The sequence below is a fragment of the Streptomyces sp. NPDC098789 genome (assembly GCF_044759975.1).
GTDB lineage: Bacteria > Actinomycetota > Actinomycetes > Streptomycetales > Streptomycetaceae > Streptomyces.
Genome location: NZ_JBIWAJ010000010.1, coordinates 186100 through 207463 on the forward strand (window position 1 = coordinate 186100; position 21364 = coordinate 207463).

Annotated in this window: 21 protein-coding genes and 2 pseudogenes; 11 read left to right on the forward strand and 12 right to left on the reverse strand. The window is 72.5% G+C overall.

Features of this window, described 5'->3' with window-relative positions:
- Positions 1-44: 44 nt before the first annotated feature.
- The 3 genes from mmsB to chvE form a co-directional block, all read right to left on the reverse strand.
- The gene (mmsB, locus tag ACIQWR_RS21400; RefSeq protein WP_404011759.1) at positions 45-1307 is read right to left on the reverse strand and encodes a multiple monosaccharide ABC transporter permease; all 1263 of its coding nucleotides are present in this window, start codon (positions 1305-1307) and stop codon (positions 45-47) included.
- A 3-nt stretch (positions 1308-1310) separates the two neighbouring features.
- Positions 1311-2867 carry a multiple monosaccharide ABC transporter ATP-binding protein gene (gene mmsA / locus ACIQWR_RS21405; protein WP_404011761.1) on the reverse strand — a complete coding sequence of 519 codons (1557 nt, stop codon included), beginning with the start codon at positions 2865-2867 and terminating at the stop codon, positions 1311-1313.
- Positions 2868-2986: 119 nt separating this feature from the next.
- The gene (gene chvE / locus ACIQWR_RS21410) at positions 2987-4060 is read right to left on the reverse strand and encodes a multiple monosaccharide ABC transporter substrate-binding protein (RefSeq protein ID WP_404012036.1); all 1074 of its coding nucleotides are present in this window, start codon (positions 4058-4060) and stop codon (positions 2987-2989) included.
- A 363-nt stretch (positions 4061-4423) separates the two neighbouring features.
- Here chvE and ACIQWR_RS21415 point away from each other — a divergent pair, with 363 nt between their 5' ends.
- Positions 4424-5413, forward strand: coding sequence for a LacI family DNA-binding transcriptional regulator (locus tag ACIQWR_RS21415; protein ID WP_404012039.1), 990 nt, complete (start codon positions 4424-4426; stop codon positions 5411-5413).
- A gap of 194 nt (positions 5414-5607) precedes the next feature.
- A complete protein-coding gene (locus ACIQWR_RS21420; protein ID WP_404011764.1) occupies positions 5608-6696 on the forward strand; it encodes an aldose epimerase family protein in 1089 nt (362 codons plus the stop codon).
- A gap of 55 nt (positions 6697-6751) precedes the next feature.
- Here ACIQWR_RS21420 and ACIQWR_RS21425 read toward each other — a convergent pair whose 3' ends face one another.
- Positions 6752-7441, reverse strand: a complete 690-nt coding sequence (locus ACIQWR_RS21425) for a beta-galactosidase trimerization domain-containing protein (protein WP_404011766.1) — start codon at positions 7439-7441, stop codon at positions 6752-6754.
- On the opposite strand from ACIQWR_RS21425, the gene ACIQWR_RS21430 reads away from it, so the two are divergent.
- Complete coding sequence (locus ACIQWR_RS21430) at positions 7366-7650, forward strand: hypothetical protein (protein WP_404012045.1); 285 nt, start codon at positions 7366-7368, stop codon at positions 7648-7650. The two genes, ACIQWR_RS21425 and ACIQWR_RS21430, sit on opposite strands and share 76 nt — an antisense overlap.
- A 74-nt stretch (positions 7651-7724) precedes the next feature.
- Here the strand turns inward: ACIQWR_RS21430 and xylA are convergent, their stop codons facing one another.
- Complete coding sequence (xylA, locus tag ACIQWR_RS21435) at positions 7725-8897, reverse strand: xylose isomerase (protein ID WP_404011769.1); 1173 nt, start codon at positions 8895-8897, stop codon at positions 7725-7727.
- 96 nt (positions 8898-8993) lie between these two features.
- Between xylA and xylB the strand changes: the two genes are divergently transcribed.
- Positions 8994-10424 (forward strand): xylulokinase, encoded by a 1431-nt coding sequence (gene xylB, locus ACIQWR_RS21440; protein WP_404011772.1) that lies wholly within the window; start codon positions 8994-8996, stop codon positions 10422-10424.
- 72 nt (positions 10425-10496) lie between these two features.
- Positions 10497-11693 (forward strand): ROK family protein, encoded by a 1197-nt coding sequence (locus tag ACIQWR_RS21445; RefSeq protein ID WP_404011775.1) that lies wholly within the window; start codon positions 10497-10499, stop codon positions 11691-11693.
- Between the two features lie 42 nt (positions 11694-11735).
- On the opposite strand, the gene ACIQWR_RS21450 is transcribed toward ACIQWR_RS21445, so the two are convergent.
- Positions 11736-11960, reverse strand: coding sequence for a hypothetical protein (locus tag ACIQWR_RS21450; protein WP_404012048.1), 225 nt, complete (start codon positions 11958-11960; stop codon positions 11736-11738).
- On the opposite strand from ACIQWR_RS21450, the pseudogene ACIQWR_RS21455 reads away from it, so the two are divergent.
- Positions 11947-12030 (forward strand): annotated as a pseudogene (locus tag ACIQWR_RS21455) (alpha/beta hydrolase); the annotation flags it as partial. The gene ACIQWR_RS21450 and the pseudogene ACIQWR_RS21455 sit on opposite strands and share 14 nt — an antisense overlap.
- Before the next feature lie 30 nt (positions 12031-12060).
- Here ACIQWR_RS21455 and ACIQWR_RS21460 read toward each other — a convergent pair.
- Positions 12061-12528 carry a winged helix-turn-helix transcriptional regulator gene (locus ACIQWR_RS21460; RefSeq protein WP_404011776.1) on the reverse strand — a complete coding sequence of 156 codons (468 nt, stop codon included), beginning with the start codon at positions 12526-12528 and terminating at the stop codon, positions 12061-12063.
- Between the two features lie 97 nt (positions 12529-12625).
- Here ACIQWR_RS21460 and ACIQWR_RS21465 point away from each other — a divergent pair, with 97 nt between their 5' ends.
- The 4 genes from ACIQWR_RS21465 (at position 12626) to ACIQWR_RS21480 (ending at position 15708) form a co-directional block, all read left to right on the forward strand.
- Positions 12626-13117: a PaaI family thioesterase gene (locus ACIQWR_RS21465; protein ID WP_404011778.1), complete on the forward strand. Its 492-nt coding sequence runs from the start codon at positions 12626-12628 to the stop codon at positions 13115-13117.
- Between the two features lie 170 nt (positions 13118-13287).
- Entirely contained in the window at positions 13288-13815 is a 528-nt protein-coding gene (locus ACIQWR_RS21470) for a GNAT family N-acetyltransferase (RefSeq protein WP_404011780.1), read from the forward strand.
- A 103-nt stretch (positions 13816-13918) separates the two neighbouring features.
- Positions 13919-14557: an RNA polymerase sigma factor gene (locus ACIQWR_RS21475; protein ID WP_404011782.1), complete on the forward strand. Its 639-nt coding sequence runs from the start codon at positions 13919-13921 to the stop codon at positions 14555-14557.
- Positions 14554-15708, forward strand: a complete 1155-nt coding sequence (locus ACIQWR_RS21480) for a CU044_5270 family protein (RefSeq protein ID WP_404011785.1) — start codon at positions 14554-14556, stop codon at positions 15706-15708. The genes ACIQWR_RS21475 and ACIQWR_RS21480 overlap by 4 nt, the downstream gene beginning before the upstream one ends.
- 58 nt (positions 15709-15766) lie before the next feature.
- Here ACIQWR_RS21480 and ACIQWR_RS21485 read toward each other — a convergent pair whose 3' ends face one another.
- Both ACIQWR_RS21485 and ACIQWR_RS21490 read right to left on the reverse strand, forming a co-directional pair.
- On the reverse strand, positions 15767-16618 hold the full coding sequence (locus ACIQWR_RS21485; RefSeq protein WP_404011787.1) for a S1 family peptidase: 852 nt from the start codon (positions 16616-16618) through the stop codon (positions 15767-15769).
- A 164-nt stretch (positions 16619-16782) separates the two neighbouring features.
- Positions 16783-16899 (reverse strand): annotated as a pseudogene (locus ACIQWR_RS21490) (HAD family hydrolase); the annotation flags it as partial.
- Positions 16900-17100: 201 nt separating this feature from the next.
- Here ACIQWR_RS21490 and ACIQWR_RS21495 point away from each other — a divergent pair.
- Positions 17101-18021 (forward strand): cobalamin-binding protein, encoded by a 921-nt coding sequence (locus ACIQWR_RS21495; protein ID WP_404011789.1) that lies wholly within the window; start codon positions 17101-17103, stop codon positions 18019-18021.
- Between the two features lie 61 nt (positions 18022-18082).
- Here the strand turns inward: ACIQWR_RS21495 and ACIQWR_RS21500 are convergent, their stop codons facing one another.
- The 3 genes from ACIQWR_RS21500 to ACIQWR_RS21510 form a co-directional block, all read right to left on the reverse strand.
- On the reverse strand, positions 18083-18688 hold the full coding sequence (locus ACIQWR_RS21500) for a DUF2165 domain-containing protein (protein ID WP_404011791.1): 606 nt from the start codon (positions 18686-18688) through the stop codon (positions 18083-18085).
- 131 nt (positions 18689-18819) lie between these two features.
- Complete coding sequence (locus ACIQWR_RS21505) at positions 18820-20829, reverse strand: hypothetical protein (RefSeq protein ID WP_404011793.1); 2010 nt, start codon at positions 20827-20829, stop codon at positions 18820-18822.
- The gene (locus ACIQWR_RS21510) at positions 20826-21272 is read right to left on the reverse strand and encodes a hypothetical protein (RefSeq protein ID WP_404011795.1); all 447 of its coding nucleotides are present in this window, start codon (positions 21270-21272) and stop codon (positions 20826-20828) included. The genes ACIQWR_RS21505 and ACIQWR_RS21510 overlap by 4 nt, the downstream gene beginning before the upstream one ends.
- Between the last annotated feature and the right edge of the window lie 92 nt (positions 21273-21364).

The following is a 21364-nucleotide window of genomic DNA, read 5'->3' on the forward strand; positions in this document are numbered from 1 at the left end:
GGATGGACGTGCCCCCACTCCTCGCGGCCCTGCCGCGCGCCCGGTCAGGAGCCGGCTTTGCGCTTGTTGTAGACATCGAAACCGACGGCCACGAGGAGCACCAGGCCCTTGATGACCTGCTGGTAGTCGGTGCCGACGCCGACGAGCGACATGCCGTTGTTCAACACGCCCAGGACCAGACCGCCGATGATCGCGCCGAGGACGGTGCCCACGCCGCCGCTGGCGGAGGCGCCGCCGATGAAGGCGGCGGCGATGGCCTCCAACTCGAAGTTGATGCCGGCCTGCGGCGTGCCGGCGTTGAGCCGCGCCGCGAAGACCAGTCCGGCGAGCGCCGCGAGGACGCCCATGTTGGTGAAGGCGAGGAAGACGACGCGCTTGCTCCGCACCCCGGACAGCTTGGCCGCGGCCTCGTTGCCGCCGATCGCGTAAGTGTGGCGGCCGATGATCGAGTTGCGCATCAGGTAGCCGAAACCGACCAGCAGGGCGCCGAGGATCAACAGGACGATCGGCACGCCGTGGTAGCTGGCCAGCAGCAGCGTGAACACGAGCACGGCCGCGGTGATCACCGCGAGCTTGGTCAGGAACAGCCCGAGCGGGAGGACCTCCAGCCCGTACGAGGCCGTCTGGCGCCGCCCGCGCAGCTCCTGGAGGACGGCGACGGCCAGCACCGCGAGGCCCAGCAGCAGGGTGAGGTTGTGGTAGTCGGTGTGCGGGCCGACCTCCGGGAGGAAACCGCTGCTGATGCTCTGGAAGCCCTTGGGGAAGGGGGCGACCGACTGGCCCTGCAGGATGATCTGGGTGCCGCCCCGGAACAGCAGCATGCCCGCCAGGGTGACGATGAAGGACGGGATCCCGAGGTAGGCGATCCAGAAGCCCTGCCAGGCCCCGGCGAGCGCCCCGATCACCAGCGCCGCGAGCAGGGCCACCGGCCAGGGCATGTGGTGCTTGACCATCATCACGGCGGCCGCCGCCCCGACGAAGGCGGCGAGCGATCCGACGGAGAGGTCGATGTGCCCGGCGATGATGACGATCATCATGCCGATCGCCAGGATGAGGATGTAGCCGTTCTGCTGGATCAGGTTGGTGATGTTGAGCGGCTGGAGCAGGATGCCGTCCGTCCAGATCTGGAACAGGAGCACGATCAGGGCCAGCGCGACCAGCATGCCGTACTGGCGTACGTTGCCGCGCAGCGCGCCGGCCAGGGCAGAACCGACGGATCGGCTCGGGCCGGCCTTCGGCGCCTTCTTTGCCTTAAGTGCCTTAAGTGCCTTCGGGGAAGAATCAGGGATGATCTCGGTCGGGGCCATGCCTCACACCTGCTCGTTGCTGGATGCGGCGCTCATGGTCATGAGCCGCATGAGGTTTTCCTGGGTCGCGTCGGCGCGGGCGACCTCACCGGTGATCCGGCCTTCGGCCATGGTGTAGATCCGGTCGCACAGGCCCAGGAGTTCGGGGAGTTCGGACGAGATGACGAGCACGGCCTTGCCCTGGGCGGCCAGCTCGGCGATGACGGTGTAGATCTCCGCCTTGGCACCGATGTCGATGCCCCGGGTGGGCTCGTCGAGGATCAGCACCTCCGGTTCAGCGAAGATCCACTTGCTGAGGACGACTTTCTGCTGGTTGCCGCCGCTGAGCGTGCCGGTCCGGGTGAACACCGTCGGGGCCTTGATGTTCATGGTCCGCCGGAAGGTTTCGGCGACCCTGCTCTCCTCGACCCGGTCGACCCGGTCGACCCGGCCGAACCGCGCGATCCTGCCGAGCGCGCTGAGCGAGATGTTCCGGCTGATGTCGTCGATGAGGTTCAGTCCGAGGTGCTTGCGGTCCTCGGTGACGTAGGCGATGCCGTGCCCGATCGCCTCCGGCACCGTCCGGGTGCGGATCTCCCGGCCGTGCAACCGCACCCGCCCGCCGCTCCACCGCCCGTACGAGCGGCCGAAGACGCTCATCGCCAGCTCCGTGCGGCCGGCGCCCATCAGCCCGGCGATGCCGACGATCTCGCCGCGCCGCACGTGCAGCGTGGCTCGGTCCACCACGGTGCGCTGCGGGTCGATCGGGTGCCGAACGGTCCAGTCCTCGACCTCGAAGGCGGTCTCACCGATGTCGGGGGTGCGCTCGGGGTAGCGGTGCTCCAGGTCGCGGCCGACCATGCCGCGGATGATCCGGTCCTCGGAGATGCCCTCCCGGCCGATCGCGAGGGTCTCGATGGTGCGACCGTCGCGCAGGATGGTCACGGAGTCCGCGACCCGGGCGATCTCGTTCAGCTTGTGCGAGATGACGATGCAGGAGATGCCCTGCGCCTTGAGTTCGAGGATCAGGTCGAGCAGCTTGCGACTGTCCTCGTCGTTCAGCGCGGCGGTCGGCTCGTCCAGGATGAGCAGTTTGACCTCCTTGGCCAGCGCCTTGGCGATCTCGACCAGCTGCTGCTTGCCGACGCCGAGGTCGGCGACCCGGGTGTGCGGGCTCTCGTCCAGGCCGACCTGTCCCAACAGTTGGCCGGCGTGGGTGAGCGTGCGGCGCCAGCCGATGATGCCCCGGGTGGCGTGCTCGTGGCCCAGGAAGACGTTCTCGGCGATCGACAGGTACGGCACCAGGGCCAGTTCCTGGTGGATGATGACGATGCCGCGCTGCTCGCTGGCCCGGATGTCCTTGAAGCGGCAGGGTTCGCCCTCGAAGAGGACCTCGCCCTCGTAGCCGCCGTGCGGGTGGACCCCGCTGAGGACCTTCATCAAGGTGGACTTGCCGGCGCCGTTCTCACCGCAGATGGCGTGCACCTCACCGGCGGAGACGGTCAGGTTGACGTCGGAGAGCGCTTTGACGCCGGGGAACGACTTGCTGATCGACCGCATTTCGAGAAGGGGTCCGGCCATGGGTGTGCGTCCGTATCGTTCGGGGCGGGGCGGGGCGGGGCGGTGGGGGAGGGCAAAGGGTCCAGGGCAAGGGGTTCGGGGCAGAGGGGTCAGGGCACAGCACGAGCGGGCCCCACGCGCTACTTGAGCTGGTCCGCGGTGTACTGGCCGCTGTCGACCAGGACCTTCTGGTAGTTCTCCTTGTCGACGCTGACCGGCTGGAGCAGCTGGGCCGGCACGATCTTCACGCCGTTGTTGTACTGGGTGGTGTCGTTGACCTCGGGCTTGCCGCCGGTCAACAGGGCGTCGCCCATCTGGACGGAGGCCTTGGCGAGTTGCCGGGTGTCCTTGTAGACCGTCTGGGTCTGCCCGCCCGCGATGATCGACTTCACCGAGGCCAACTCGCCGTCCTGGCCCGTGACGACGGGCAGCGCCTTGGCACCGCCGTAGCCGACGCCCTTGAGCGAGGAGAGGATCCCGATCGAGATGCCGTCGTAGGGCGACAGCACGGCGTCGACGTGGGCGCTGGTGTAGGCCTTGCTCAGCAGGTTGTCCATCCGGGACTGGGCGACACCGCCGTCCCAGCGCAGCGTGGCGACCTGGTTGAACTCGGTCTGCCCGCTCTGCACGACCAGCTTCTTCTGGTCGATGTACGGCTTGAGGACGCTCATCGCGCCGTTGTAGAAGAAGGTGGCGTTGTTGTCGTCCGGTGAGCCGGCGAACAGCTCGATGTTGAACGGCCCCTTGCCGTCCTTGAGGCCGAGCTTGTCGGCGATGTAGCTGCCCTGGAGGACACCGACCTTGTAGTTGTCGAAGGTCGCGTAGTAGTCGACGTTCGGGGTGCCCCGGATCAGTCGGTCGTAGGAGATGACCGGGATGTGCGCGTCGGCGGCCTTCTGCAGCACGTTGGTGAGGGAGGAACCGTCGATCGCGGCGATCACCAGCAGCTCGGCACCCTTGGTGATCATGTTCTCCACCTGGGAGACCTGGTTCTCGACCACGTTGTCGCCGTACTGCAGGTCGGTCTTGTAGCCCTTGGCCTGGAACTCCTTGACCATGTTGGTGCCGTCGTTGATCCAGCGTTCCGACGACTTGGTGGGCATCGCGATGCCCACGAGCCCGCCCTTGGCGTCGCCCTTGGCCGTCCCGCCGTCGGCGCCGTCGGTGCCGTCGGTGCCGTTGGCGCTCTGGCCGCAGGCCGCCAGCGAGAGCATCAGCCCCACCGCGACGAGTCCAGCTGAAAGCTTCCGCACAAGATCCTCCAGTGATGATGTTCCGCGACCGGCGTGGAGCGACCCTGGTCGGGCGACCGGGAGCGGTCGGGCGGGGCGGGCCGGAGCGGTTCCCGGTGCCGTGGAACGGCGGGCCGCGGTAGCTCTGGCCTGGCGTGAAATGAAGTGTTAACGCTCACATCAGAGGCGTCAAGGGGCGTCGGGGGCTTCCGTGAATCTGGGTCGCGTACCGGATCAGGGCCGGCCCGGCCCGGCCCGGTCCTGGTCGCGTACTGTGGTCCGCAATCGAGGAGGGAACTGCGAGTGGGAACCGATAACGCCGGGACGCAATCGCGCCAGCCCGTGATGGCGGACGTGGCGAAACTGGCCGGGGTGTCCCATCAGACGGTGTCCCGGGTGCTCAACAGCGCCCCGCACGTGCGGCCCGACACCCGGGACCGCGTGCTGGCGGCCATCCGGGAGCTCGACTACCGGCCCAACTCCGCCGCCCGGGCCCTGGTCACCCGACGCTCGCAGGCCCTCGGGGTGGTCAGCTTCGATTCGACCCTGTACGGCCCGGCGTCGATGCTCGAAGGCATCGAGCGGGCCGCGCGCAGCGCCGGGTACGCCGTCAGCGTGACGAGCCTGCGCTCCCTCGACGGCCGTTCCGTCCAGGAGGCCGTCGACCGGCTGCGCGACCAAGGGGTGGAGGGCGCCGTCGTGATCGCGCCACAGACCTCCGCCGTCAGCGCGGTGGCCCGGCTCTCCAGTTCCGTACCGCTCGTCGCGGTCGGTTCGGGCAACCAGACCCAGGTGCCGATGGTGTCGGTGGGCAACCGCTACGGCGCCGGCGAGGCGACCAGGCACCTGCTCGACCTGGGCCACCACACGGTGCACCACCTCGCCGGACCGGCCAACTGGCTGGAGAGCCAGGACCGGGAAGAGGGGTGGCGGCTGACCTTGCGTGCGGCCGGAGCCCCCGAACCGGCGGTGGAGCGCGGCGACTGGAGTGCTCGCTCGGGCTACCAGGCGGGGCTGCGGATCGCCGAACTGCCCGACGTCACCGCCGTCTTCTGCGCGAGCGATCACATGGCCCTCGGCCTGCTGCGCGCGCTGCACGAGGCCGGCCGGTCGGTCCCGGACGAGATCAGCGTGGTCGGCTTCGACGACATTCCGGAAGCCGGCTACTTCATCCCGCCCCTGACCACCGTGCGGCAGGACTTCGGCGAACTCGGCCGCAGGGCGCTGGAACTGCTTGTCGGGGAGCTGGCGGGCGGCACGCCTTCGCCGACCCATGTGCAGATCTCCCCGGAGATGGTGTTGCGGCGCAGCGCGGGTCCGTTCGTCCGGCGCTGACCCGGGGGGCGCCCGTGGCCCCGATGGCCGCGGTGCCTGGTCCGCGTTGTCCGCTCGCCGTGAAGACCGGCTCCGGTCGAGGCGGCCCTCCCGAGCCTTCCTTGAAAAGTCAACTTGTTAACGCTCGCCATATATGTGAGCGTTAACAATGTGCGCGCCGCCCCTTTCCGAACCGTGTCGAACGGAGCAGTCCCGTGTCCAGAGACGCACTCGTCACCCCTGGCCAACTGATGCTCAGCCAAGAGGACTTCGCAGGACTTCCGGACGGGCGGTGCGTCACCAAATGGACGTTCGGCTCGTGCGACAACGTGACGGTGGAGGTGCTCAGCCTGGGCGCCCGCCTCCAGGCCGTGAACGCGCCCGACCGGTCCGGTCGGCGGGCCAACGTCGTCCTCGGTGGCGACAGCGTGGCGGACATGCTCGGCGCGGCGTCCTTCTTCGGCGCGACCGTGGGCCGCTACGCCAACCGGATCGCCCACGGCGCGCTGCCCCTCGACGGCGTGACGCACCGGCTGGCGACCCTGGCCGGCGGCCACACCCTGCACGGCGGCCCGAACGGCTTCGCCACCCGCCTCTGGGACGGTGTCCCGGTCCGGGCGGACCGCCGGATCGGCGTCCGCCTGCGCACCCGCAGCCGCGCCGGTGACCAGGGGTTCCCGGGCAACCTCACCGCCGAGGTGACGTACCTGCTCGATCCCGAAGGGGAGCTGTCGATCGCCTACCGGGCCACCACGGACGCCCCGACGGTCGTCAACCTCACCAACCACGCCTACCTCAACCTGGCCGGCGAGGGCAGCGGAACGGTGCTCGACCACCTGCTGCGGGTCGAGGCCGCCGAGTACCTGCCCGTCGACGAGGACCTGATACCGCTCGGCCCGGCCGCGCCCGTCGCCGGTACCCCCTTCGACCTCCGCCGGGCCCGGCGGATCGGCACCTCCATCGCCGACGACGAGGAGCAACTCCACCGGGCGGGCCGTGGTTTCGACCACACCTGGGTGCTCGACGGCACCGGCTACCGGCGGGCCGCCGTCCTGAGCCACCCGGCCAGCGGCCGCCGCGTCGAGTGCCTGACCACGGAACCGGGGATCCAGGTCTACACCGGCAACCACTTCGACGGTTCGCTGAGGGGCCGCTCCGGGCGCCCGTACCCCGCCCACGCGGGCATCGCCCTGGAGACGCAGCACTTCCCGGACTCGCCGCACCGGCCCCGGTACCCCTCCACCGTCCTGCGGCCGGGGGAGCGGTACCGGTCGAGGACGGCGTACCGCTTCTCCGCCGGGTAGGGCGAGCGACGCCCGGGGGCGGCGGGTCCCGGTCGGCCCGCCGCCCCCGTCGTGCTCAGGACGCGACGAAGACCCGCACGTCCCAGGCGCCGAGGGAGACCGACCCGCCGGCGGGCACCGACGCGCCGCCGAGCGCGTTGGTCAGGTGCGCCGGGGCCTGGGCCAGGGCGGGCTGCCAGCTCCAGTTGTGCACCACGTGGACGCGGCGCCCGTCCGGGGCCGTCCCGGTGGTCGCGGTGACGGACGCGGGCAGGTCGCGCCAGCCGCCGACGGGGGCGGGCGCGAGCCAGGAGGCCAGCTCGCGTCCCGGCACCGTGCCGACGCACGTCACCCGGCCGGAGCCGTGGGCGCGGGTGGTGACGGCCGACCAGCGGCCGAAGTGCGGGTGTGCGCAGCCGGCCGGCTCGGTGGCGTCCGTGGTGGTGAGGCCCTCCATCCAGCGCGTCGCGGTCGCGCCCGGCGCGAGCGCCAGCGGACTGCCGGGTACCGTGCGCAGCGGCAGATCCACGGGGAGATTGCCGAACTCGTCGTACCACGCGCCCGCGGCCGCCACCAGGCGCGGCGGGGCGGTCTCGTGGCGGGCCCGGGCCTCGTGGTCGGCGTAGCCGGTGCGCGGGCCGAGGACGAGGTGGCTTCCACACCCTGCCGCTGCTCGCCCGCCCGGACTCCGTGATCCCGTCCGGGGCCGATGACCAGCGCCCGGTCTCCGCCTGGGCCGAGGGCGTCGAGCTGCGGGTGCACGCATTCGCCGACGGCGCCGAACGCACCGTGGTGATCCCGCACACCGAGGGCCCCGGCGAGAGCGCCCGCTTCACGCTGCGCCGCACCGACGACCGCCTGCGGGTGACCACCGACAGCCCGCACCCCTGGCGGGTGCGGATCGGCGGCCCGGACGGAGCCCTGCGCGCCGCCCCGGCCGGCACCCGAGAGGCCGAACTGCCCTACCCGGCCTGAGGCCCGCCCGGGAGGCGGACGACGACGGAGCCGGACCGTGCCGGTCGCACGGCCCGGCTCCGTCGTGGGTAGGGTCAGCGGGCGCCGAGGAGGTGTTCGAGGGCCAGCTGGTCCAGCTGCTCGAAGGCCATGCCGCGCCGGGCGGCGGCGTCGACGTCGAACTCCTCGAAGGCGGAGGTGTCCGCGAGCAGCCCGGTGAGGCCGTCCTCGGCCGTGGGGAGGGCGAGCTCGGGCAGCCGGGAGGCGGTGAGCGCGGCCTGCACCTCCGGGTCGGCCCGGAAGGCGCGGGAACGCTCCGCCAGCAGCAGGTAGTTGCGCATGCAGCCGGCCGCCGAGGCCCAGACTCCGTCGAAGTCCTCGGTGCGCGGCGGCTTGAAGTCGAAGTGCCGCGGGCCGTCGTAACCGGCGGACTCCAGCAGGTCGACCAGCCAGAAGGCCTGCCGCAGGTCTCCGGCGCCGAAGCGCAGGTCCTGGTCGTACTTGATGCCGGACTGGCCGTTGAGGTCGATGTGGAACAGCTTGCCGTGCCACAGGGCCTGGGCGATGCCGTGCGGGAAGTTGAGCCCGGCCATCTGTTCGTGGCCGACCTCGGGGTTGACACCGACCCGATCGGGCCGCTCCAGCGCGTTGATGAACGCCAGGGCGTGGCCGACCGTGGGCAGCAGGATGTCGCCGCGCGGCTCGTTCGGCTTGGGCTCGATCGCGAAGCGCAGGTCGTAGCCCTGCTGCTCGACGTACTCGCCCAACAGGTCGAAGGCCTCCTTGAGCCGGTCGAGCGCGGTGCGCACGTCCTTGGCCGCGCCGGACTCGGCGCCCTCGCGCCCGCCCCAGGCGACGTAGACCGAGGCGCCGAGTTCGGCCGCCAGGTCGATGTTGCGGATCGTCTTGCGCAGCGCGTAGCGCCGTACGTCGCGGTCGTTGGCGGTGAAGGCGCCGTCCTTGAAGACCGGGTGGGTGAAGAGGTTGGTGGTCGCCATCGGGACCGTCAGCCCGGCGTCGTCCAGCGCGGTGCGGAAGCGCTTGACGGTCTGCTCGCGCGTGGCCCGGTCGGCTCCGAAGGGGATCAGGTCGTCGTCGTGGAAGGTGACGCCGTAGGCGCCGAGGCCGGCCAGCCGCTGCACGGTCTCGACCGGATCGAGGGCGGGACGGGTCGCGCCGCCGAAGGGGTCGCGACCCTGCCAGCCGACGGTCCAGAGACCGAAGGTGAACTTGTGCGCCGGCGTGGGGGTGAGGGTGTCGCTGGGCATGGAGCGGCTCCGGGTTCAGTGCCGAAGAGGTGTTTGTAATGACTCTAAACAAATTAGTATGCGGAAACGCCAGAAGGAACCCCATCGGAGGAACGCATGCCCGAACAGCGCGTCGTGATCGGCTTCGACAGCTCCACCCAGTCGACCAAGGCGCTCGCCGTCGACCTCGACACCGGCGCCGTCCTGGGCCGGGGTCGCGCCGTGCACACCGTCAGCACGGGCGCCGGCCGCGAGAGCGACCCCGAGCAGTGGTGGGACGCGCTCGGCGAGGCCGCGGCGCGAACCGGCCGGGCGGACCGCGCGGCCGCCGTCTCGATCGCCGGCCAGCAGCACGGTCTGGTCACCCTGGACGCCGCCGGGAGGCCGGTCCGTCCGGCGCTGCTCTGGAACGACGTCCGGTCCGCGCCCCAGGCCGCCGAGCTGAAGGCCGCGATCGGCGCCGCGGAACTCGCCCGCCGCACCGGCAGCGTGCCCACCGCCGCCTTCACCGCCCCCAAGTGGGCCTGGTTGCGCGCCCACGAGCCCGCCGCCGCAGACCGGGCCGCGGCCGTCCGCCTGCCCCACGACTTCCTGACCGAGCGGCTGACCGGCGCGGCGGTCACCGACCGGGGCGACGCCTCGGGAACCGGCTGGTGGGGGCCGGACGGCTACGACCGGGACGTCCTCGCCCGGATCGGCCTCGATCCGGGGCTGCTGCCGGAGGTCCTGCCCCCGGGCGCCCGCGCCGGCGCCGTGCGCGCCGGAACGCCGCTGCGCGAAGGCACGCCGGTGGCCGCCGGCACCGGCGACAACATGGCCGCGGCCCTCGGCCTCGGCCTGCTCCCCGGGCAGCCGGTGCTCAGCCTCGGCACCTCCGGCACCGTCTACGCGGTGGGCCGGACCAGGCCCGCCGATCCGAGCGGCACCGTCGCGGGCTTCGCCGACGCCCTCGGCGGCTGGCTGCCGCTGGCCTGCACGCTCAACTGCACCCTCGCCGTCGACCGCTTCGCCGCCCTGCTCGGCCGCGGCCGCGAGGACGTCGAGGACGGCGGCACGGCGGTCGTCCTGCCCTACCTGGACGGCGAGCGGACACCGGACCTCCCGGGTGCCTCCGGCCTGGTCCACGGGCTGCGCCACGACACCACGCCGGGGCAGCTGCTGCAGGCCGCCTACGACGGCGCCGCCCACGCCCTGCTCGCCGCCCTGGACGGCGTGCTGCGCGCGGGCGGCGCGGACCCGGCGGGCGATGAGCCGCTGCTGCTGATCGGCGGCGGCGCCCGCGGGCGGACCTGGCAGCGGACCGTCCTGCGGCTCTCGGGCCGCGCGGTCCAGGTGCCCGACGCGCAGGAACTGGTGGCGCTCGGCGCCGCCGCCCAAGCCGCCGCGCTGCTCACCGGCGAGAGCGCCGACGCCGTCGCCCGCCGCTGGAAGACGGCGCGGGGCCCGGTGCTGGCGCCGGTGGAGCGGGACGAGGACGCCCTGACGCGGATCGGGGATACGCTGCGTCGGGCCGGGGCCTTGCAGGGAGTTCCGGCCGAGGACCGGTAGGAGGTGCGGCGCGTGGCGGTGGGCGGCAGGGCGAAGGGCGACCCGGGCAACGGGCCCGCTTCGCTACAGGACATGCGACGACGCAACCTCGGGGTGGTCCTCGGCGAGGTCGCCGCGCACGGCTCGCAGTCCCGCCCGCTGTCCCGTGCGGACGTCGCCGGACGCGTCGGCCTGACCAGGGCGGCCGTTTCGTCGCTGGTCGACGAGCTGATCGGACGAGGCGCGCTGACCGAGGCGGAGAACCCGCCCGACGGGCGGGTCGGTCGCCGGGGACGCGCGCTGTCGCTGGCCGACGAGGGCCCCGCCGGAGTCGGCCTGGAGATCGGCGTCACCCACCTCGGCGCCTGCGTGGTGGACCTGCGCGGCGAGCCGCGGGTGTGGCGCAGGGTGGAACGGGCCAACGCGGGCCGGCCCGCCGGGCGGGTACTGGCGGAGCTCGCCGCACTGGCCGCCGAGGCGGAGGCCGAGGCCGCCGCCCTCGGGTTGCGGGTCGAGGGCCGCGTCCTGGCCGTGCCCGGGGTGGTGCCGAACGGCCCCGGCGGACTGGTCGAGCGCGCGCCCAACCTCGGCTGGCACGGCATCCGGATCGCCGACCACTGGCCCGACCCGGACACCGTGCCCGAACCGGAGAACGAGGCGAACCTCGGGGCACTGGCCGAGTACTGGAGCGCCGAGCAGGCCGTGGAGACCTTCGTCCACGTCTCCGCCGAGACCGGGATCGGCGCCGCCCTGGTCATCGACGGGCGCTTGTTCCGGGGCGCCCGCGGCTTCGCCGGCGAACTCGGCCACATCCCCATCCAGCCAGACGGCGTCGCGTGCGCCTGCGGTGCCCGGGGCTGCCTGGAACAGTACGCCGGCGAGGCGGCCGTGCTGCGCGAGGCGGGTCTCGCGGAGCACGGCCGCGCCGCCGGGGCCGGCGCCTTCCCGGCGGGCGACCCGATCGCCCTGCTGGCCGAGCGAGCCGCCGCCGGGCACGCGCCCACCCTGGCGGCGCTGGAGCGCGCGGGACGGGCGTTGGGCCTCGCCCTCGCCTCGGCCGTGGAACTCATCGACCCGGACGGTCTGGTCCTCGGCGGCGCCTACGCCGAACTCGCCGACTGGCTGATCCCGTCCGTGCGCGCCGAGTTGGCCGCCCGGGTCACCGTGCGGCCGTGGGCCCCGGAGGCGCTGCGCCCGTCCGCGCTGGGGCGGCGCGGGCCGCTGTTGGGCGCGGCGCTGACGACGGTCCGCCGGATCGTGGCGGACCCGACCCTGCTGCCGGTCGGCTGACCCGGAGCCTTCCCGGGCCCGCACCTACGCGCCCCCACGGCGTCAGTGGTGCTCGACCACGACCATCGCGTGCCCGTCCGCGGTGGTGACCCGTACGCGGACGTACCCGCCGTCGTGCTGCCAGGCCGGCTCCCGTCCGGCGGGCTGCGGCCGCACCGAGCGCGGCGCGGTGGCGAGCCGGACGGCGACCGGCACGTCGACCAACGGGAACGGGTCGTGCACCAGGCCCAGTTCCGGGGTCTCCCGGGAGGGGATCACGATGGACACCGGGCATTGGCCGATGTTCTCCCAGCCGCGCGAGCTGGCACGGATCCTCCTCGACGCTGCCGTGGAGTGACAGATCGTCCACGCTCGTGATCGACACCGTTCACTGCCGGGGGCGGGCCCCCGGGCCCGGCGTGGCGGTGACGTCCCCGGGGGAGAGGACGGTGTGCTCCGCGGAGCACTGGACGGCGACACGGACCGGGGCGCCGCAGTCGGTGTGGCGCACGTCCATGACGGGCCCTTCGGGGCCGAGCGCGTGCGTCTCGCCCCACTGGCTCAGCGCCACCAGGACGGGCCACAGGTCCCAGCCCTTGCGGGTCAGGCGGTACTCGTTGCGGGAGCGGCTGCCCGGCTCCTGGTAGGGGCTGGACCGTAGGACGCCGGCCGACGTCAGCTTGCGCAGACGGTCGCTGAGGACGGCCTCCGACAAGCCGATGTGGCGGCGGAAGTCGTCGAAGCGGCGGACGCCGTTGACGGCGTCACGCAGGATCAGCAGGGTCCACTTCTCCCCGACCACATCGAGTGCCCGCTGGACGGGACAGTTCTCCGTGCTCGCCTCAAGCCACTCCATCCCGCCATCGTAGGCGCCTGGCTGCGTCATTGACAGTCAGGTGGCACCGGGTCTAGCTTCATTCACAAAAGTCAGATGCTAGGGAAGGCGCTGCGCCGTGGGGCGGACACGTACGTACAGCTGGGACGATCCGGCGGTCCCGGCTCGGGCCGCGGGAGCCATGGCCGGGCTGGAATTCCTGCGCGAGGTGCAGGCGGGGCGACTGGCCGGCGCGCCCCTCGGTCAGACCCTCGACTTCGCCCTGGACGAGGTGGAACACGGCCGGGCGGTCTTCTCCCTGCTGCCGGGGGAGGAGCACTACAACCCGATCGGGAGCATGCACGGGGGCGTCTTCGCCACGCTGCTCGACTCGGCGGCGGGCTGCGCCGTCCAGTCCACCCTTCCCCGAGGGATGGCCTACACCTCGCTCGATCTGACCGTGAAGTTCTTGCGGCCGGTCACGGTGGAGACGGGCCGGGTCCGCGCCGTCGGCACGGTGATCAACGCCGGGCGCCGCACCGCCCTCGCCCAGGCCCAGCTGTTCGACGCGAAGGACCGCCTGCTCGCCCACGCCACCAGCAGCTGCATGCTCTTTCCCTTGACGGGCTGACGGGCTGACGGGCTGACCCGCTGATCGGACAGTCGCCCCCCCGAGCCCCCTCGGTCCTGGTGGTGGGCGATCCTGTTCCCTGTTCGATCTTCTTCAGGAGCGGAGCAGGCATCCGCGAAACCGGCCGGGGGCATGGGATGGCGGAGCAGGCGACGGTTGCGGTAGAGCGCATGGACGGAGCGGCCGCAGCGAAGGCCGAGGGGGCCTTGGGGCTGATCTACGCCGAGGTGTTCGCGGAACCTCCGTACAACGAGACCGAGGACGACGCCGTAGAGGCGCTGCGGCGCCTCTCCTCACAGCTGCACCGGGCCACCTTTCGCGCCGCCTTGGCGCGTACGCAGGACGGGGACCCGGTCGGCATGGCCTACGGCTGGGCGGTCCCCCCGGACACGGTGTGGTGGGACGAACTGACCGTGCCGGTGTCCGCCGACATGCGACGTGAGGACGGGCACCGCACCTTCGGGCTGATGGAACTCGCCGTACGCGCACCGTGGCGGGGGAGGGGCATCGCGCGCCGCCTCCACGAGGCGCTGCTCGAAGACAACGGGGCCGAGCGCGTGTTGCTGAACGTGCAGCCGGGCAGCAAGGCCGCGGTGGCCGCGTACCGGGCCTGGGGATACCGCACGATCGGCGAGGCGGAGCCGCGGGAGGTCGGCGGGAACCCCCGCGAGGTGATGCTGCTCGACCTGCGCGGTTGAGGCTCGCCGAGGGGCCCGAAGGGCCCCGGGCGGGCGGCCCCACTGCCGATGGTCTGTGAGGCAGGTCACCGGAACCGGACGCCCCCGGTGGACAAGGCAGTTCGTGAACTACTCATCGCACGACCGGATACGCGCCGGGGACCCCGAGGCGTTCAGGGAACTCTTCCGCGACCACGCCCCCCTGGTCCACCGGCACGCCGTCCGCGTGACGGGCGATCGCGCCCTTGCCGAGGACGTCGTCTCGCTGACCTTCCTGGAGGCCTGGCGGCTGCGGGAGCGGCTCCTCGACCACGAGGCGGGCCCGCGCCCGTGGTTGATGGGCATCGCGGTCAACGTGCTGCGCAACACCGGACGTGCCGCACGCCGCCACCAAGCCGCCCTCGGACGGCTGCCGGTCCGCGACACCGTCCCGGACTTCGCCGACGAACTCGTCGGACGCATGGCCGACGCCGACCAACTCGCCGCGGCGAAGCGGGCGCTGAAGATGCTGCGGCGCACCGAGCGCGAGGTGTTCACCCTGTGCGTCTGGTCCGGCCTGGGCTACGCCGAGGCCGCCGCCGCGCTGGGCGTCCCCGTCGGCACCGTACGGTCGCGCCTCTCACGGGCCCGCGCGCGGCTGCGCAAACTCGCCGGACAGGAACTGAAGAAGAACCGGGAACCGCTTGCGCGCCCCGGACAAGTACAGGGTGGCCGCACCGCCGCGGCCCGGTCGTACGAGTCGCACGAGGAGACGTACGGATGACCCGCAAGTTCTGGAAGCGGACCGAGCCCGTGACCCACACCGGGCTGAACCGCTCGGGGCCGGAGCACGCAGAGCCGGACCGCGCAGAGCTGGACCGCGCAGAGTCGGACCACGCGGAGCTCGCCCGGCTGTTGCCGGCCCCGTCGGCCCCCGAGATGTCGCTCGACCGCCAGCTGCTGTTCGAGGAGCACCTGTTGAACGAGATCCACACGTCCGCCCCCCTGCCCACGCCGCCGGGGCGGCCGGTCCGACGCGCCCTGTTCATCGGCGTTCCGGTCACCGCCGTCGCGCTCGGCACCGTTTTCGCCGTGAGCGCGCTGACCGGCGGTGGCAACGCCGAACCGGCTTCGGTCGAGGCGCCCGTCGTAGCGGTGGAGGCCGGTAGCACGGTCCAACTCGTCTCGACCGTCCAGCAGATCGCCGCCGCCGCGGGCGCGCAGAAGATGCCGGAGCCCAAGCCCGGCCAGTTCATCTACATCAAGAGCACGGTCTCCTGGATGTCCACCTCGCTCAACGGCGCCACCAACGAGTCCAAGACGTGGGTCCAGCCGCTGCACGGTCGCGAGATCTGGTACACCCCCGACGCGAGCAAGGGCTGGCTCGACGAGCCCGGCTACCAGGCCAAGGGCGGCATCGGCCTCGGGGCGAACAACCCCTACTCCAAGCCCAAGAACGGCAAGGACATCCCGGGCGATGAGACCCGCCTGTCGTACGACTGGCTCAAGGCCCAACCGGCCGACCCGCAGGCCCTGTTGAAGACGATCTACGCGAAGCTGAGCGGCCCGCGCGACCGGGACCAGCAGGCGTTCGAGGAGATCCAGAAGATCATCAACGAGCAGCTCGTCCCGGCGCCGACGGCCGCCGCCCTCTACCGTGCCGCCTCACAGGTCCCGGGCGTGGTCCTCGTCCAGAACTCCCAGGACGCCGTCGGCCGCGGCGGGCTCGCCCTGGCCCGCCTGGACGAGAAGACCGGAGAGCGCACCGAGCTGGTCTTCGACCGTGCGACCTTCGCCTACCTGGGCAGCCGCGGCGTCCAGGTCAAGGAGTTCGGCGGCATCAAGCCCGGCACGGTCGTCGAGCGCACCGCCGTCCTGGAGCGGGCCGTCGTCAACGCCGAGAAGGAACGACCCGCGAAGGGCGGAACCGCCTGAGCGGAGGGCGCACGGTGCGCCGCGGCGCCCGCGGTCGGGGCGCCGCGGTCGCCGCCCCCTACCCTTCCGTGCCGTTGGCCTCGATGGTCCGCTCGATCCAACGGGCGTAGGCGGGCGCGCTGGAGTAGAGGCCGGGGCCCCGCGAGCACGCGACGTTCGGGGCGCCGGGCCCCGAGGTGACGCCGATCAGCTCCCAGCGGCCGCCGCGCCCCCTCTGGACCTGCGGTCCACCGGAGTCCCCGAAGCAGGCCATGGCATGCGGCACGGTGGTGATCGTGCACAGCCGGGTCCGGTCCGCGTACCCGGGCGCGCACTCGGACTCGGCGCCCCTGCGGGTGTTCAGCTCCTGTAGCCGGTCCGGGAACAGGAACTCGGTGTCGGAGGTGGTGCCGAAGCCCAGGAGCCGGGTCGGCGTGCCGGGCTTCCCCGGCCGCTCGGCGATCTTGATCGGCTTCGCGGAGACCGGTCGGTCCAGGCGGATGAGCGCCACGTCGTCCTTGTTGGCGGCCGTGTTGTTGCCGTTCAGATAGCCGGGGTGGACGAAGGTCCGGTCGATCTTCCGGACGGTGCCGCCGGATTTCCGGTGATCGCTGCCGAGGCGCACGATGCCCTCCAGTTCGAGGCCGTCGCCCTGCACGCAGTGGGCCGCGGTCAGGACCCACCGCTCGTCGATCAGCGATGCCCCGCAGTTCCCGTCGAGCAGTCCGTGCTTCGGGGCCGACATCGGCACGCTCGCCATGAAGGGGTAGCTCTCGCTGGATCGCGACCCGTTGACGATGGCACCGGCGCTGCCGGCCGTGACGGTGGCGCAGGCCACGACGGCAAGACCCCCCACGGCGACGGCGCGAGCGACAGCGGTACGGGTGGCACGGGCGGTACGTCGGCGGCGCAGCGGTTTGAAGCTGAACACAGAGGCTTCCCTTGTTTCGCTCGGTCGATCTGTACGCGTTCAGCCTCGTTTCTCACCATCCGCCGGACCATCGGGGCAGCGGGCCGGCCGATGGTGGGGCCAGCACCCCCTCCGTACGGGGGAAACGCCTCGCGGTCTCGGGCGGCGGTGCGGGTCGGGTGCGCGAGGTGTCGCTCCAGGATCACGGCCACGCCGTCCTGGTCGTTCCCGGTGGTGATCTCGTCGGCGACCGCCTTGAGGCTGTCGTGGGCATCGGCCATGGCGACCGAGCGGCCCGCCCAGGCCGACGTGCCTGGCCCCCGCGGCGACGGCGACGGCGGCGGCGAGGACGTCCGTGGTGCGCGGGGAGACGGTACGGTCGCTGCGCACGGGTCCCCGAACGATCTCGGCCCGTCCCGCACTCCGTCCGCCCGTGGTCCACACGGGGGCACCGGAAGAGGAACCGCGTAGGGAACATCGGTGGTCGCGCCTACAGTCGGAGCATGCGCATCGTCTCTCTGCTCCCCGCGGCCACGGACATCGTGGCGGACCTCGGACTCGTCTCCGACCTGGTCGGACGCACTCACGAATGCGACTGGCCGCCCGCCGAAGTCGCCACCGTTCCGGTCGTCACCCGAGCGGAATTCGACGCCGACGAACTCAGCAGCCGGGAGATCTCCGACGCTGTCGGTGGCGCGGCGCACAGCGGGTCCTCGCTCTACACCCTCGACACGGAGGCACTCGCCGCGCTCGCGCCCGACGTCCTGCTCACCCAGGACCTGTGCGAGGTCTGCGCGGTGTCCTACGAAGGCGTCTCCCGGGCGGTGCGCCTCATGGACGCGGGACCCCGCGTGCTGAGCTTGGAGCCCCGCACCCTGGACGACGTCCTCGACTGTCTGGTCACCGTCGGCGAACTGCTGGGCGTGCGCGAAACGGCCGTTCGGCGGCGCGCGGAGCTGCGAGGCCGACTCGACGACGTCCGACGCCGTACGCGCGGCCGGCCCCGGCCCCGGGTCGTCGCCGTCGAGTGGCTCGATCCGCTCTGGCCCGCCGGCCATTGGGTACCCGAGCAGATCGCCGCTGCGGGCGGGGACCCGCTGATGGCCGCGCCCGGCGAGCACACCAAGCCGATGACCTGGGAGGCGGTGCGGGAGGCGCGCCCGGACGTGCTGCTCGTCCTGCCCTGCGGGTTCCCGCCCGAACGGACCCTGGCGGAGATCGATCTGCTCACCTCGCTGCCCGGCTGGGGCGAGTTGCCCGCGGTCCGGGCCGGAGACGTATGGGTCCTGGACGGGCCCGCGTACTTCAACCGGCCGGGCCCCCGTGTGGTCCGAGGAGCCGAGGTGCTCGCCCACGTCCTCCACGGAGTGCGGTCCGGGGACCCGGTGACGGAGTCGGAAGCACGCCGGCTGGGCCGGGCCTGACGGCCACCCCGTGCCCGAGCCCCGCGGCGAACGGCCGTGCGGCGGGAGGACACCGGGCCGCCTACGCCTCGGAGCCCTCCGTGGGCCCCCACTGCCGCGACGGCAGGTGGACCAGCAGGAGCACGATCCCCGCCAGGGTGAAGTTGCGCCCGGCGGGCTCCAGCCCGTTCCACTTGGTGGACTGCCACATCGCGAACCACTCGCCGCCGATGACGAGGAAGCCGAGGCCGAACAGCAGCATCAGCATGAGCAGCCCGAGCGTCGTCGCCCGCCGGGCACGTTCATGGAGCCCCGAACGCAGACCCCGGCCGTGCAGCACCGTCGCGGTGGTGAGCACCGCGGCGGTGAGGACCTCCCAGACGATGATCCCCACGTAGGCGAGGTACACCAGCGTCGGTGAACCGACGGCCCGCCACATGAGGTCCGGGTCCCGGAACGTCGTGTCCATGGCGAGCACGTGCTGGACGAACGCACGGTTGGAGCCGAAGTCGGTGATGTTGCCGAAGGCCACGAGCGCCATGTACGCGGCGAGGAGACCTGTCAGGACCATGACGGCCACCGGCAGCCGGCCGAGCCGCAACAGGCGATCGGCCGCCCCGCCCGGCCGGGACGATGAGGAGCCCCGCCCCGCTCTGTCGCCGGTGCCCGGCCGCCCGGAGATGTCCATGCCCGCACCCTATCCGCGGCCGCGGTCCCGGCTCCGGATCTCCCACGGTCTCGGCGGCGCGCCGCACCACCGCTGAACCTGCGGAACCAGGATGACGACCGGTCACTACGACCGGTCGCTACGGCCGGTCGCTACGGCCGACGGGCCAGCCGCTCCTGGAGCCGGACGTGCCGGAACTCGTAGGCGGGCCCGTTCGCTCGGAGGAGCCCGCGCCGGTGCGCGTCGTCGAGGAAGGTCATCAGGCGCAGGGGTGTGCCTTCGCGGACGGAGAGTTGTACGGCGGTGAGGGCGGTGGCGACCGCCGCGTTGCTCAGGACGCCGGCCGCGAGGGCGTGGCCGCTGCCCACGACCACACCGAGGGCGAGACCGAAACCGGCTCCGTTCGACATGGCGGCCACCCCTCCTGCGTACAGGCCCACGGCGCCGCCCGCCAGGAGCCCGAGGGGGAACAGCATCCGCGTGTGGTGCCGCCAGACGTCCCTGGGACCGAGGACCCTCGTCTCCGTTTCCAGCTCCGGGATCATGGCGCGGGCGGAGCGGGTCAACCGGAACGGCGCCACGATCGTCCTGGCCACCAGGTCCGCGGCACGCCCCCGCAACAGTGCGCCGCCGAAGCCGTACGGCAGCCCCAACGAGCAGCACAGCAGCAGGCTTTGCGGCTGCCCGGCGAAGCGCAGGAGGAGCCAGGTCAGACCGGTCGTCGTGATCCCGTCGAACAGACCGCCCACGATCGCGAGGAGGGGCAGCACGTCCCGCCAGCCTGCGCTGGTCAGCCGCTGCTGATGGTGGAGCCGGGACATGCGGATGCCGGCGTCGAGAGTGCCGAGGGTCCACCCCATGAGTGCGGCGACTACGGCCCAGAGCGGTCCGATCCACGGTGCGAGGGTGAGGAGGACGACCGTCAGGTACACCACGGTGACGGCGGCCCCCGTGATCCACACCCTCGATCGCCGCCCGGGCCAGGACGGGATCCGCCACCAGTGCAGTGCGGCGGCGCCGTCCTCGGTGAGCCGCGCGGCGAGATGCCGCAGCGTCCGTTCGGCCGTCTCGGGGCGGTAGGGGCGGCATCCAGGGGGCCGCGGCCCTCGCGTATAGGCCGCGGCGACCGCGTGATCGAGCAGGTGGTCGCGGACGGCGTCGGGACCGGTCAGGCCGAACAGCTCCTCGACCGGGCCGCGAGGCGCGTATACCTCCGCCAGCAGACTCACCGTCAGGGGATCGTCCAGCGCCCGGGCCACCGCGCCGTCCGGCTCCTCCCGGATCTGCCGGACGAGCTCCCGCCAGGCCGCGGGCGCCGGGTCGTAGAGCGAGTCGAGCAGGTACGAGGCGGCGTCGGCGGGCCGCACCGGTTCGAGCTCCAGGGCGACGGCGCCGGCCGGCAGCTCCCGCTCGGCCGTGTCCGCGGCCTCCTCGGTGCGGGAGACGAGGACGACCCGGAAGGGCGCGGACTCCAACGCGGCCACCGCCAGGGGCCGTACCTCCTCGTGGACCTCGTCGAAACCGTCGAGGAACAGCGCGATGCGGCCCGTGGCCAGCAACTGGCGCAGATGCCGGTGCCCCTTGTGCAAGCGGGAGAGCCGCTCGACCGCCCAGTCGACCACGTCCCTCCTCTGGTCGTCCGGCGCCCAACCGTCCAGCGTCACCAGCACCGGCACCGGGATCCCCGACGTGTACGGCGCCACCGCCGGGTCCGCGCGGTGGTGCAGGGCGGCTCGGAGCAGCACGACCGCGGCGGACGTCTTGCCGGCCGCGGCGGGTCCGACGATCATCAGGCGCCCCGAGGCCAGCCCGCCGTACACCCGGTGCAGATCGGTGAGGTCGCCGCCCGCATCCAGGTCCTCCTCGGTCACCGGGACGACCCCGGGCAGCGGCGGGAACCTCGGCGTACCCCGCTCGGCCGTCGCGGCGGCGACCCTGGTCGTGAGCCGGCGCCGGCTCACCCGCCAGTGCACGGGCACCTGCCTCTTGAGCAGTCCCCGGCTGTCCGCCTCCGCGTACCAGTGCCTGCCCACGGCGTCGGCCAGCTCGTTGGCGGCCCGGTCCAGGTCGTTCTCGGTGATCGCGACGGTCGTGTGGTGGATCTCGGCCCGACTGCCCCTGCCGTTCAGGACGACCGCGGGCCCGAAGAAATCGTTGATCACCCGGCCGTCCCGAAGTTGATCACGGCACGGCTGTTCGCGCCGTTCAGGACCACGGGGGAACCGCCGTGAAAGTTGTTGATCACGCCCGCCCCCGCAGAGCCGTCGCCGGCCACCAACTCCTTTGCCAGTGCACGTGCTTCGGCGGCCACCCGGCCGCGCTCGGCGGGATCCATGCCTGCCAGTGCCTCGGCGAACTCGGCGGTCCACCTCCGCAAGTGGTCCGCGCGCACCCGCTCCCGCTCGTCGTCGTCCAGGGCCGCGTCCAGCGCGGCGACGGTCTCCTCCAGGCCCGCCTCGACCTCGCTCTGCCGCCCGCTGTCGCCCCGGCCGAGAAGCCGGGTGAACCGGAGCGCGCCGGCGTTGTAGCCGTGGGTCAGCGCCGCCGTGAGCACCGTGGTGCCGCAGAACGCCGCCAACTCCGGGACATCGTGAAGCCAGTCCATGGCGATGTCTCATCCCCCCATCGGGTGCGGGTCCTCCCGCACGCGAACCAGATGGTCCTACCGCCGTCGACTCCCCGAGTGGGCCCCGCTCG

What these genes read in the sequence shown, in the direction of transcription:
- mmsB (WP_404011759.1), bottom strand. Translation starts at nt 1,307, where the DNA reads ATGGCCCCGACCGAGATCATCCCTGATTCTTCCCCGAAGGCACTTAAG.
- mmsA (WP_404011761.1), bottom strand. Translation starts at nt 2,867, where the DNA reads ATGGCCGGACCCCTTCTCGAAATGCGGTCGATCAGCAAGTCGTTCCCC.
- chvE (WP_404012036.1), bottom strand. Translation starts at nt 4,060, where the DNA reads ATGCTCTCGCTGGCGGCCTGCGGCCAGAGCGCCAACGGCACCGACGGC.
- ACIQWR_RS21415 (WP_404012039.1), top strand. Translation starts at nt 4,424, where the DNA reads ATGGCGGACGTGGCGAAACTGGCCGGGGTGTCCCATCAGACGGTGTCC.
- ACIQWR_RS21425 (WP_404011766.1), bottom strand. Translation starts at nt 7,441, where the DNA reads ATGCGTGCACCCGCAGCTCGACGCCCTCGGCCCAGGCGGAGACCGGGC.
- xylA (WP_404011769.1), bottom strand. Translation starts at nt 8,897, where the DNA reads ATGCCCAGCGACACCCTCACCCCCACGCCGGCGCACAAGTTCACCTTC.
- xylB (WP_404011772.1), top strand. Translation starts at nt 8,994, where the DNA reads ATGCCCGAACAGCGCGTCGTGATCGGCTTCGACAGCTCCACCCAGTCG.
- ACIQWR_RS21445 (WP_404011775.1), top strand. Translation starts at nt 10,497, where the DNA reads ATGCGACGACGCAACCTCGGGGTGGTCCTCGGCGAGGTCGCCGCGCAC.
- ACIQWR_RS21460 (WP_404011776.1), bottom strand. Translation starts at nt 12,528, where the DNA reads ATGGAGTGGCTTGAGGCGAGCACGGAGAACTGTCCCGTCCAGCGGGCA.
- ACIQWR_RS21470 (WP_404011780.1), top strand. Translation starts at nt 13,288, where the DNA reads ATGGACGGAGCGGCCGCAGCGAAGGCCGAGGGGGCCTTGGGGCTGATC.
- ACIQWR_RS21480 (WP_404011785.1), top strand. Translation starts at nt 14,554, where the DNA reads ATGACCCGCAAGTTCTGGAAGCGGACCGAGCCCGTGACCCACACCGGG.
- ACIQWR_RS21495 (WP_404011789.1), top strand. Translation starts at nt 17,101, where the DNA reads ATGCGCATCGTCTCTCTGCTCCCCGCGGCCACGGACATCGTGGCGGAC.
- ACIQWR_RS21500 (WP_404011791.1), bottom strand. Translation starts at nt 18,688, where the DNA reads ATGGACATCTCCGGGCGGCCGGGCACCGGCGACAGAGCGGGGCGGGGC.
- ACIQWR_RS21510 (WP_404011795.1), bottom strand. Translation starts at nt 21,272, where the DNA reads ATGGACTGGCTTCACGATGTCCCGGAGTTGGCGGCGTTCTGCGGCACC.